Here is a 9,781-nt window from a genome sequence, read left to right as displayed (position 1 = left end):
CATGGGTGACGTCCAGCCCTTCGCGGGCGGGGTCGCCGGAGCCGTGCCGCCGCTCGCGCAGGGTGTCCTGGGCGAGGTGCCGCCGTTCGCCGGCGGGGTCACCGGGGCGGTCCGGCCGGTCGTCGACACCGTTACGCGCACCGTTCTCCCGGTCACCGGCAGCACCACCGCGCTGGCGTACGGAGTGACGGGCGAGGCCGGCTCCTTCGGCCGGCAGGTCGCCGGGCAGGTGGCGCCGTTCGCGCAGGACCTCACCGGGACCACCCTTACCGCCGCCGGCCCGCTCGCCGGGCACGCGGTCGACGGCATGACGGGTGTGGCCGAGTCGGTCACGCCTGCGTATGTCCATGACACGGGGTACACGCACAACGTGCAGAACCCGCACACCGTTCACGACGGGCACACGTACGGCGTCTGAGCCGGCCCGTCCCGACCGACTCCGTGAGGCTGAATGGCCTGGACGGCCGAACGCCGTCGGCTCGTCCGGCCGACAGCTCACGGATCGGGGCGGTTGGTCCCCATTGGGGTGGGGATCAGCCGCCCACGGCCCTCAAGGGCCATTTCAGAGGCCTCACCGGGTCAACCCCAGCCCGGTGAGGCCCCGCCCCGCGGCACGCCGTGCCGCGTAAACCGGCATCATGTGACAGGTATCACCGCTCAGGTGTGACCGCCGATTTAGAGGCCCCCCGCAAGCAGAGATAACCTGCGAGACGGACATGCCGCGCGCTCGGACACCGTGTGCGCTTCCCTTGTGACTCAGGCGGACGTCACGTTGCCCTTCGCGGCACGCCCACGCATCCAACGAACCGCGAGATCACTGATAGGGACGGAAGCGCGTGGACCTGTTCGAGTACCAGGCGAGGGACCTCTTCGCCAAGCACGATGTACCGGTGCTGGCCGGTGAAGTCATCGACACGCCTGAGGCGGCGCGCGCGATCACCGAGCGTCTGGGCGGCAAGTCCGTCGTCAAGGCGCAGGTGAAGGTCGGTGGCCGCGGCAAGGCCGGTGGCGTCAAGCTGGCCGCCTCCGCGGACGAGGCCGTCGCCCGCGCGACGGACATCCTCGGCATGGACATCAAGGGCCACACGGTCCACAAGGTCATGATCGCCGAGACCGCCCCGGAGATCGTCGAGGAGTACTACGTCTCCTTCCTCCTCGACCGTGCCAACCGCACCTTCCTCTCCATCGCCTCCGTCGAGGGCGGCATGGAGATCGAGGAGGTGGCGGCCACCCGTCCGGAGGCCGTCGCGAAGATCGCGATCGACGCCATCGACGGTGTGGACGAGGCCAAGGCCCGCGAGATCGTCGAGGCCGCCAAGTTCCCGGCCGAGGTCGCGGACAAGGTCGTCAACGTCCTGATCAAGCTGTGGGACACCTTCATCAAGTCGGACGCCCTCCTCGTCGAGGTCAACCCGCTCGCGAAGGTCGCCTCCGGCGAGGTCCTCGCGCTCGACGGCAAGGTGTCGCTGGACGAGAACGCCGAGTTCCGTCACCCCGAGTACGAGGAGCTCCACGACAAGGACGCGGCCAACCCGCTCGAGGCCGCCGCCAAGGAGAAGAACCTCAACTACGTCAAGCTCGACGGCGAGGTCGGCATCATCGGCAACGGCGCGGGTCTCGTGATGAGCACCCTGGACGTCGTCGCGTACGCCGGTGAGAAGCACGGCAACGTCAAGCCGGCCAACTTCCTGGACATCGGCGGTGGCGCCTCCGCCCAGGTCATGGCCAACGGCCTGGAGATCATCCTGGGCGACCCGGACGTCAAGTCCGTCTTCGTCAACGTCTTCGGCGGCATCACCGCCTGCGACGAGGTCGCCAACGGCATCGTCCAGGCCCTGAAGCTCCTCGAGGACCGCGGCGAGAACGTCTCCAAGCCGCTCGTCGTCCGCCTCGACGGCAACAACGCCGAGCTGGGCCGGCAGATCCTCACGGACGCCAACCACCCGCTGGTGCAGCGCGTCGACACCATGGACGGCGCGGCGGACAAGGCCGCCGAGCTGGCCCACGCCGCCAAGTAAGCACTCAGGACGAGGACACCAACACACCATGGCTATCTGGCTCAACAAGGACAGCAAGGTCATCGTCCAGGGCATGACCGGCGCCACGGGCATGAAGCACACCAAGCTCATGCTCGGTGACGGCACCCAGGTCGTGGGCGGCGTGAACCCGCGCAAGGCGGGGCAGACCGTGGACTTCGACGGCACCGAGGTACCCGTCTTCGGCACCGTGAAGGAGGCCATCGACAAGACCGGCGCCAACGTCTCCGTCATCTTCGTGCCGGAGAAGTTCACCAAGGACGCGGTCGTCGAGGCCATTGACGCCGAGATCCCGCTGGCCGTCGTGATCACCGAGGGCATCGCCGTGCACGACACGGCGTCCTTCTGGGCGTACGCCGGCAAGAAGGGCAACAAGACCCGCATCATCGGCCCGAACTGCCCCGGCATCATCACCCCGGGCCAGTCGAACGTCGGCATCATCCCGGGCGACATCACCAAGCCGGGCCGTATCGGTCTGGTGTCGAAGTCCGGCACGCTGACGTACCAGATGATGTACGAGCTGCGTGACATCGGCTTCTCGACGGCCGTCGGCATCGGTGGCGACCCGATCATCGGCACCACGCACATCGACGCCCTCGCCGCGTTCCAGGCCGACCCCGACACCGACCTGATCGTGATGATCGGTGAGATCGGTGGCGACGCGGAGGAGCGCGCGGCCGCGTTCATCAAGGAGAACGTGACCAAGCCGGTCGTCGGCTACGTCGCGGGCTTCACCGCGCCCGAGGGCAAGACCATGGGCCACGCCGGTGCCATCGTCTCCGGTTCGTCCGGCACCGCCCAGGCGAAGAAGGAGGCCCTGGAGGCCGCCGGCGTCAAGGTCGGCAAGACCCCGACCGAGACGGCGAAGCTGGCCCGGGAGATCCTGGCCGGCTGACGCGGTCCGCCGGACCCGCCCGGCAAGGGCCCGCACCCCCGAGGGGCGCGGGCCCTTCCGTGTGCCGCCCGTGTGCCGCCCCCGGCTCACCGCGGCACCGGCACCACCCGTTCCGGTCCGCTCGCCGTCTCCTGGCGGAGCTTGGTCCGCAGGGTCAGCTCCTGGTCGGACAGCGGGCCCAGGGCCGCCCGCGGCGGTACGCCCCGTACCGCCTGGGCCGGGCCCGGGGGTTTCTCGTAGTGGGTCGGGGCCGTCCGCAGGGTGAGGGTCGTGGCTCCGACGACCGAGGCCGTGAGGGCGATCGCGGCCCGGGTCCAGCGGCGGGCCCGGAGTTCGCCGACCGACCGCACCACCCTCGGCCCGGCCGCCTCCAGCCGGTCGGTCGAGGCGAGTTCGGCCAGGCGCCGGTGCAGCAGGTCGCAGTCCGCCAGTTCGGGGACCCGTGCGGCCACCGCGGCCCGCGCACGCGTCAGCCGACGGGCCGCCGCCGGTGTGCTCGCCTCCGTCTCCGCCGCGGTCTCCGGGAGGTCGAGTCCCACGCCGTCGTACAGCAGGAGGGTGCGGCGGTAGGCCGGAGGGAGCGTCAGCAGGGCGTGCAGCAGCGCCCGGTCGGCGGCGTCGGACGGGGGCGGGTCGGGGCGGCGGAGCAGCCGGAAGCGGTGCCAGGGGGAGAGCGCGCACTCGTACGCGACGGCCCGCACCCAGCCCGCCGGATCCCGGTCCCGGGCCACCTCCGGCCAGCGTTGCCAGGCGAGCTCGAAGGCACGTTCCACGGCGGCGCGGGCCGACTCGCGCCGCCCGGTGAGCAGGTACGTCTGCCGTACGAGGGCGGGGGCGCAGAACTCGTACAGCGCGTCGAAAGCCTGAGCGGGCGTCAGGGAGGCCCCGGCCTGACGGGGCGTCACCGGGCAGCCCTCCGGTAGAAAAAACACATAAACATATATTGAGCGACACTTCGGTGGTTCGCCTGTTACGCGCGGAAAGCGCGTGTCGTTGGGAGCATGGCGATGTGACGCAGATGACCGCTCGCCGACCGTCGTTGTCGCTTTTGTTCACCCGTTTGTTCACCCGCTTGTTCACCGGCCTGCTCACCCGGCTGCGTGACCGCTCGTCAGGACTCGCCGGGAGCCTTCTGGGCGGCGCGGTCGCGGCCGGGCTCGGTCTCGGCTGCTTCGCCGTGCTCGTGATGGTGCTGTGGGTCAGCTCCCCCTACCCGGACAGCGGGCCGGGGGGCGCGCTGCACGTCGCCGCCGCGCTCTGGCTGCTGGCGCACGGCGTCCAGCTGGTCCGCACCGAGACCCTCACCGGGGTTCCCGCACCCGTCGGCGTCACCCCGCTGCTGCTTCTGGCGCTGCCGCTCTGGCTGCTGTACCGGGCGGCGCGGGACGCCACGGACGCGCCGGCCGACCCCGACGGCCCCCCGCCGGTCGACGCCTGCACGGCGTGGACGGGCGTCGTCATCGGCTACCTCGCGGTCGGCGCCGGTGCGGCGCTGTACGCCTCCGGCGGTGCACTGCGGCCCGAGTGGGACCGGGCGGCGGTGTGCCTGCCGCTCGTCGCGCTGGCCGGAGCCGGGGCCGGGGTGTGGACGGCGTACGGCCGTCCGCGCGAGCCGGTGCTGAGCGTCCTGGCGCTGCTGCCGGGGTTCCTGCGCCGCCGGGCCCTGACGCCGGGCGGGCCGGCCGGGCTGGGGGCGGCCGTGCGGGCGGCACTGGCCGGGACGGCGGCGCTCCTCGGCGGCGGGGCGCTGCTGCTCGCGGTGTCACTGGTGAGGCACGGCCCGGCCGCCCGCGCCTCCTTCCTGCAGCTCACGGAGGGCTGGACGGGACGGTTCGCCGTGCTGCTGCTGTGCGTCGCGCTGCTCCCGAACGCGGCCGTGTGGGCGGTGGCGTACGCCCTCGGCGCCGGGTTCGCGCTCGGCGCCGGGCACCCGGTCGCCCCCCTCGCCGCTCATCCGGCACCGCTGCTGCCGCCCTTCCCGCTGCTGGCGGCGGTCCCGCACAGTGCCCTCGCGACGCCGTGGCGGTGGGCCGTCCTGGTGGTGCCGGTGGCGGCGGGGGTGACGGTCGCCTGCTCCGCGGCACGGTCCGGACGGCGACGGGCGCGCCGGCCGGTCCTGCGGGCCGCCGGGACGGCACTGCTGGCGGCCGTGCTGTGCGGGGCGGCGTTCGCCCTGCTGGCGGAGCTGGCGGGCGGCCCGCTCGGGGTGGCGGCGCTGGCCCGGTTCGGTCCGGTGTGGTGGCAGGTCGGCGGCGCGGTGCCCGCCTGGGTCGGAGCGGTGGCGGTGCCGGTCTCGGTCGTGGTGCGGTGGTGGGGCGGACGGTCCTCGCGGGCCGGGGCGGCGGGAGCCGCCGAGCCCCGGGAGCAGGCACCGGGGAAGCGGGACGAGGTACCGAAGGTCAGGGAGCAGGCCTCGGCCCCGACGCCCGAGCCGTCCGTGTACGACAGCGCCCTGGACGCCTACGACGTACTGCCGGTCGAGGAACCGGCCGCGACCGCCCTGCCGGCTCACTCCGTACCGCCCGCCGAGCAGACGGCCCCACCGGACGAACCCGTGCGACCCGACGAGGACTGACCCCGGAGCCCCCGGGTGTCAGGGGCGTCCTGTCCCCGGAATCCCGTGCGGCTCTCAGCCGCTCTGCCCCAGCAGCCCGCGCAGCTCGTGCGGCAGCAACTGCTTGCACGACTGCTTGGCCTCACTGGTGAGGGAGTCGTTCACACACGTGTAGTAGTCGCGGTAGACGAGCTGGGCGGTGAAGGTGACCGCCACGAGGGCCAGGGCCAGCGAGCCGGTGACCAGGCCGCTGACCGCCGCAGTGGTCTGCGGACGGCCGGCCGGTTCGGGGGCCGGGACGTCCGGGTCGGGCCTGCGGGGCTTGGCACGCAGCGCGCTGATGCCCCAGTAGAGGGCGAGGGCGCCGAGCAGCAGGGCCACGTACGGCCAGCTGAAGAGGGCGAAGAAGAAGGCCCACATGCCGCACAGCAGCGCGTAGCGCGCATGCCGCTGGGCCGGGTCGGTGGGGTCCCAGCGGAGGTTGGGGGGCGGGCCCCCGCCCGGGCCCTCGGGGCCGCCGCCCGGCCGCTCGCCGAAACCGCCGGAGGAGCGGCCGGGCTGGCGGTCGCTCCACTGGCTGCCCCACGGGGAGTGGCCCGCGTCGCCGGAGTCCTGGCCGCCCTGGGAGCCCTCGGATCCCGAGGGGCGGCGGGGCTGCCACGGCCGGTCGGGGGTGCCCTCCGGCGGCGGGGCGAACGGGTTGTCGTCGGCCGGCGCGCCCTCCTGGCCGTCGCCGTCCGGCCGGCCCGAGGGCGCGTCGGGCGGTGAGGCGGGCCGTTCCCGCAGCAGCACGGCGCCCCGCTGCCTGCCCTGCTCCGGCTGCGGGGGGAACGTGAGGAGTCGCAGACTGCGGTCCGGCATCAAATGAGCGTCTTCCCCTAGGTGAGATACGACTGTCCGAATGGGTTGTCCCTGAAGGCAACGCGTCGCGCGACGGCCGCGTTCCCGACCAGTTCCCCCCAGACGCTACCTTCCGGCCACGCCCCCGTCCCGTGGGGGCCGTCCCATGTGCCGGTATCGTTGCCGGCGGTCGGCCGCTTCGTAGACTTCCCCGTATCGGGGGGCGTGAAGCATTCGTATGAATGCACAGGCCGCCCGCACGAACCCGCTTCCCCGAGAAAGGGCCCCACCGTGGCCGCCAAGCCCGTGGCCAAGCGCCTCGTCGTGCTGGTCTCCGGATCCGGCACCAATCTGCAGGCGCTCCTGGACGAGATCGACCGCGTCGGCCCCGAGGCCTACGGCGCCGAGGTCGTGGCCGTCGGTGCGGACCGGGAGGGCATCGAAGGGCTCGCCCGTGCCGAACGCGCCGGGCTCCCCACCTTCGTGTGCAAGGTCAAGGACCACGCGGACCGGGCGCGGTGGGACCTGGCCCTCACCGAGGCCGTCGCCGCGCACCGGCCCGACCTCGTCGTCTCCGCCGGGTTCATGAAGATCGTGGGGAAGGAGTTCCTCGCGCGGTACGGCGGACGGTTCGTGAACACCCATCCCGCCCTGCTGCCCAGCTTTCCCGGAGCCCACGGCGTGCGCGACGCACTCGCGTACGGCGCCAAGGTCACCGGCTGCACCGTCCACTTCGTCGACGACGGCGTCGACACCGGACCGATCATCGCGCAGGGCGTGGTGGAGGTCCGCGACGAGGACGACGAGAGCGCTCTGCACGAGCGCATCAAGGAAGTCGAGCGAAGACTGCTCGTCGAGGTCGTGGGGCGGATCGCCCGCAACGGCCATCGCATCGAGGGACGAAAGGTAGTTATCCAGTGACCGCCGAGAGCAACAAGCGGCCCCTGCGCAGGGCGCTCGTCAGCGTCTACGACAAGACCGGTCTGGAGGAGCTCGCCCGCGGGCTGCACGCGGCCGGTGTCGAGCTGGTCTCGACCGGTTCCACCGCCGCCCGCATCGCCGGCGCCGGCGTCCCCGTCACCAAGGTCGAGGAGCTCACCGGCTTTCCCGAGTGCCTGGACGGCCGGGTGAAGACGCTGCACCCCCGGGTGCACGCCGGCATCCTCGCCGACCTGCGTCTCGACAGCCACCGCGAGCAGCTCGCCGAGCTGGGGGTGGAACCGTTCGACCTCGTCGTCGTCAACCTCTACCCGTTCCGCGAGACCGTCGCCTCGGGCGCCTCGCCCGACGAGTGCGTGGAGCAGATCGACATCGGCGGCCCCTCGATGGTCCGTGCCGCCGCGAAGAACCACCCGTCGGTCGCCGTGGTCACCAGCCCCGCCCGGTACGCGGACGTCCTCGCCGCGGCCGCGGACGGCGGCTTCGACCTCGCCACCCGCAAGCGGCTGGCCGCCGAGGCCTTCCAGCACACGGCCGCCTACGACGTGGCGGTCGCCTCCTGGTTCGCCTCCTCCTACGCCCCCGTCGATGCTGCGGCCGACAGCGGCTCCGCCGCGGGGCAGTTCCCCGACTTCCTCGGCGCCACCTGGCAGCGCGCGCACACCCTGCGCTACGGCGAGAACCCGCACCAGCCCGCCGCCCTGTACGTCGACGCCGACGGCACCGGCCTCGCGGTCGCCGAGCAGCTGCACGGCAAGGAGATGTCGTACAACAACTACACGGACACGGACGCCGCCCGCCGTGCCGCGTACGACCACGCCGAGCCCTGCGTCGCGATCATCAAGCACGCGAACCCCTGCGGCATCGCGATCGGCGCCGACGTCGCCGAGGCGCACCGCAAGGCGCACGCCTGCGACCCGCTGTCCGCGTTCGGCGGCGTCATCGCCGTGAACCGGCCGGTCAGCAAGGAGATGGCCGAGCAGGTCGCGGAGATCTTCACCGAGGTCATCGTCGCCCCCGACTACGAGGACGGCGCCCTGGAGGCCCTCACCAAGAAGAAGAACATCCGGGTGCTGCGCTGCCCCGAGGGCCCCGCGAACCCCGTCGAGGTCAAGCCCGTCGACGGCGGCGCGCTGCTCCAGGTCACCGACCGCCTCCAGGCCGACGGCGACGACCCGGCCAACTGGACGCTCGCGGCCGGTGAGGCGCTCGGCGCCGAGGAGCTGAAGGAGCTCGCCTTCGCCTGGAAGGCGTGCCGGGCCGTGAAGTCCAACGCCATCCTGCTCGCCAAGGACGGCGCCTCGGTCGGCGTCGGCATGGGACAGGTCAACCGGGTCGACTCCTGCAAACTGGCCGTCGAGCGGGCGGGTGAGGAGCGGGCACGCGGCTCCTACGCGGCCTCCGACGCCTTCTTCCCCTTCCCCGACGGACCGGAGATCCTCATCGCCGCGGGCGTGAAGGCCATCGTCCAGCCCGGCGGTTCGGTCCGCGACGAGCTGGCCGTGGAGGCCGCGGGGAAGGCGGGCGTGACGATGTACTTCACGGGTACGCGCCACTTCTTCCACTGACACCGGCCTGCCGCCGACGCACCAGGGCCGTGCCCCCCGCTCGGGTGGGACACGGCCCTTGGTGCGTGCCGACGGTCCGCCGCGCTCAGAACTTCGGGCGGTTGAACCACGCCGAGGCCGCGCTGTTCACCATCGAGGCGAGGATGATGCCGGCGAAGGCGAGGGAGACGACCCCGCCGAAGGTGCCGGAACCGCCCGCGCCCTTCACGATGTTGACCAGGCTGCCGAGCAGCATCAGGGACGCGTACACGATCGTCGTGATGCGGATTCCGCTGCCGCCGTTCTTGAACTTCACCCCCAGGAAGATCGACAGGCTGCCCAGCGCCACCATCAGCAGGGCGAACACGATGAGCAGGCCGGTCGCCGTGCCGGTGTCGTCACCCGAGCCGACGCCGTTGGAGACGTCCTGCGCGGCACCGGCCGCGACGCCGAGGCCGAGGCCGACCAGGAACTGCAGGCCGGCCAGGATGAACAGCAGCACCCGGGCGGTCTTGATCAGGCCCGGCATCTCCATCGGCGCGCCGTAGCCGTAGCCCTGGGGGACCGGCGGGGCGGTGGGGTAGCCGTAGCCCGGCTGGACCGGGGGAGCGGTGGGGTAGCCGTAGCCGGGCTGGCCCTGCTGCGGCTGCTGCGGCGGGTAACCGGGCTGCTGGCCCTGGGGCGGCGGGCCGTAGGGGTTGTTCGGGTCGCCGAAACTCATGGCGCTCTTTCCTCCGTTGCTCAAGTGCGGGGACGACGCGCGGCACGGTTCGGAGGAGAGTTTCTACAGATGCGGTCCGTCCCCCCGGTACTGCCCGCGGCACTGTGTACTCATCGTTCTTTAGCGGACTCTTACTTGTCCAGCCGCATTCGCGATGTGTTGTGCAAGTGCAACATCGTCGATCAAGGTGGGACATGGGCGGAGGTGACCGGAGCGCCGGCCGGGGCCCCCGGATTGGAACCGGGTGGC

General features: G+C 72.3%; 8 protein-coding genes and 1 pseudogene. 6 read left to right on the top strand and 3 right to left on the bottom strand.

Annotated elements, in window-relative coordinates:
* The 3 genes and pseudogenes from ACWC21_RS31595 to sucD all read left to right on the top strand — a co-directional run.
* Positions 1-418: pseudogene (locus ACWC21_RS31595) on the top strand (hypothetical protein); the annotation flags it as partial.
* Positions 419-836: 418 nt separating this feature from the next.
* On the top strand, positions 837-2,018 hold the full coding sequence (sucC, locus tag ACWC21_RS31590) for an ADP-forming succinate--CoA ligase subunit beta (RefSeq protein WP_450886746.1): 1,182 nt from the start codon (positions 837-839) through the stop codon (positions 2,016-2,018).
* A 28-nt stretch (positions 2,019-2,046) separates the two neighbouring features.
* Positions 2,047-2,931, top strand: coding sequence for a succinate--CoA ligase subunit alpha (gene sucD, locus ACWC21_RS31585; RefSeq protein WP_388791736.1), 885 nt, complete (start codon positions 2,047-2,049; stop codon positions 2,929-2,931).
* Positions 2,932-3,017: 86 nt separating this feature from the next.
* Here sucD and ACWC21_RS31580 read toward each other — a convergent pair whose 3' ends face one another.
* The gene (locus ACWC21_RS31580; RefSeq protein ID WP_450886744.1) at positions 3,018-3,836 is read right to left on the bottom strand and encodes a sigma factor-like helix-turn-helix DNA-binding protein; all 819 of its coding nucleotides are present in this window, start codon (positions 3,834-3,836) and stop codon (positions 3,018-3,020) included.
* Positions 3,837-3,949: 113 nt separating this feature from the next.
* Between ACWC21_RS31580 and ACWC21_RS31575 the strand changes: the two genes are divergently transcribed.
* A complete protein-coding gene (locus ACWC21_RS31575; protein WP_450886742.1) occupies positions 3,950-5,506 on the top strand; it encodes a cell division protein PerM in 1,557 nt (518 codons plus the stop codon).
* A 54-nt stretch (positions 5,507-5,560) separates the two neighbouring features.
* Here ACWC21_RS31575 and ACWC21_RS31570 read toward each other — a convergent pair whose 3' ends face one another.
* Positions 5,561-6,346 (bottom strand): hypothetical protein, encoded by a 786-nt coding sequence (locus tag ACWC21_RS31570; protein ID WP_450886740.1) that lies wholly within the window; start codon positions 6,344-6,346, stop codon positions 5,561-5,563.
* Positions 6,347-6,616: 270 nt separating this feature from the next.
* Between ACWC21_RS31570 and purN the strand changes: the two genes are divergently transcribed.
* A complete protein-coding gene (gene purN, locus ACWC21_RS31565) occupies positions 6,617-7,246 on the top strand; it encodes a phosphoribosylglycinamide formyltransferase (protein WP_450886738.1) in 630 nt (209 codons plus the stop codon).
* Positions 7,243-8,832, top strand: a complete 1,590-nt coding sequence (gene purH / locus ACWC21_RS31560; RefSeq protein ID WP_450886737.1) for a bifunctional phosphoribosylaminoimidazolecarboxamide formyltransferase/IMP cyclohydrolase — start codon at positions 7,243-7,245, stop codon at positions 8,830-8,832. Before purN ends, purH begins: the two co-directional genes overlap by 4 nt.
* An 85-nt stretch (positions 8,833-8,917) precedes the next feature.
* Here purH and ACWC21_RS31555 read toward each other — a convergent pair whose 3' ends face one another.
* Positions 8,918-9,532, bottom strand: a complete 615-nt coding sequence (locus tag ACWC21_RS31555; RefSeq protein WP_450886735.1) for a hypothetical protein — start codon at positions 9,530-9,532, stop codon at positions 8,918-8,920.
* Positions 9,533-9,781: the final 249 nt, after the last annotated feature.

The sequence above is a fragment of the Streptomyces sp. NPDC001348 genome (assembly GCF_053597535.1).
Note: the sequence above shows the minus strand (reverse complement) of the source record. Positions and strands in the feature narration are given on the sequence as shown.